Source organism: Serratia sp. BFP-2025, from assembly GCF_050880365.1.
Lineage (GTDB): Bacteria > Pseudomonadota > Gammaproteobacteria > Enterobacterales > Enterobacteriaceae > Serratia > Serratia surfactantfaciens.
Genome location: NZ_JBPAFV010000011.1, coordinates 3184 through 4948 on the forward strand (window position 1 = coordinate 3184; position 1765 = coordinate 4948).

The 1765-nt window shown below is 52.2% G+C and carries 1 rRNA gene; it reads right to left on the bottom strand.

The annotated features are described in order from the left end of the window. Window positions 1-46 precede the first annotated feature (46 nt). Window positions 47-1588: ribosomal RNA gene (locus ACRAWE_RS24325) — 16S ribosomal RNA — on the bottom strand. Between the last annotated feature and the right edge of the window lie 177 nt (window positions 1589-1765).

A 1765-nucleotide genomic window follows, 5' to 3' on the forward strand; every position in this document is an offset into this window, starting at 1 on the left:
ATCAGACAATCTGTGTGAGCACGCCACTCGAACTAATATCTTTAGGTAAGGAGGTGATCCAACCGCAGGTTCCCCTACGGTTACCTTGTTACGACTTCACCCCAGTCATGAATCACAAAGTGGTAAGCGCCCTCCCGAAGGTTAAGCTACCTACTTCTTTTGCAACCCACTCCCATGGTGTGACGGGCGGTGTGTACAAGGCCCGGGAACGTATTCACCGTAGCATTCTGATCTACGATTACTAGCGATTCCGACTTCATGGAGTCGAGTTGCAGACTCCAATCCGGACTACGACATACTTTATGAGGTCCGCTTGCTCTCGCGAGGTCGCTTCTCTTTGTATATGCCATTGTAGCACGTGTGTAGCCCTACTCGTAAGGGCCATGATGACTTGACGTCATCCCCACCTTCCTCCAGTTTATCACTGGCAGTCTCCTTTGAGTTCCCGGCCGAACCGCTGGCAACAAAGGATAAGGGTTGCGCTCGTTGCGGGACTTAACCCAACATTTCACAACACGAGCTGACGACAGCCATGCAGCACCTGTCTCAGAGTTCCCGAAGGCACCAATCCATCTCTGGAAAGTTCTCTGGATGTCAAGAGTAGGTAAGGTTCTTCGCGTTGCATCGAATTAAACCACATGCTCCACCGCTTGTGCGGGCCCCCGTCAATTCATTTGAGTTTTAACCTTGCGGCCGTACTCCCCAGGCGGTCGATTTAACGCGTTAGCTCCGGAAGCCACGCCTCAAGGGCACAACCTCCAAATCGACATCGTTTACAGCGTGGACTACCAGGGTATCTAATCCTGTTTGCTCCCCACGCTTTCGCACCTGAGCGTCAGTCTTCGTCCAGGGGGCCGCCTTCGCCACCGGTATTCCTCCAGATCTCTACGCATTTCACCGCTACACCTGGAATTCTACCCCCCTCTACGAGACTCTAGCTTGCCAGTTTCAAATGCAGTTCCCAGGTTGAGCCCGGGGATTTCACATCTGACTTAACAAACCGCCTGCGTGCGCTTTACGCCCAGTAATTCCGATTAACGCTTGCACCCTCCGTATTACCGCGGCTGCTGGCACGGAGTTAGCCGGTGCTTCTTCTGCGAGTAACGTCAATTGATGAACGTATTAAGTTCACCACCTTCCTCCTCGCTGAAAGTGCTTTACAACCCGAAGGCCTTCTTCACACACGCGGCATGGCTGCATCAGGCTTGCGCCCATTGTGCAATATTCCCCACTGCTGCCTCCCGTAGGAGTCTGGACCGTGTCTCAGTTCCAGTGTGGCTGGTCATCCTCTCAGACCAGCTAGGGATCGTCGCCTAGGTGAGCCATTACCCCACCTACTAGCTAATCCCATCTGGGCACATCTGATGGCAAGAGGCCCGAAGGTCCCCCTCTTTGGTCTTGCGACGTTATGCGGTATTAGCTACCGTTTCCAGTAGTTATCCCCCTCCATCAGGCAGTTTCCCAGACATTACTCACCCGTCCGCCGCTCGTCACCCAGGGAGCAAGCTCCCCTGTGCTACCGCTCGACTTGCATGTGTTAAGCCTGCCGCCAGCGTTCAATCTGAGCCATGATCAAACTCTTCAATTAAAAGCTTGATTTGCTTCCACTCGAGAAGCGATGCTCAAAGATTTACTGCATGAATTTTACTTCAGTTAGTCACTCTTCAAGACTTGATATTTTTTTGCATCCGAAGATGCTGGATATCGTCTTGTGGAGTGCCCACACAGATTGTCTGATAAATTGTTAAAGAGCAGTGAGTTAGGC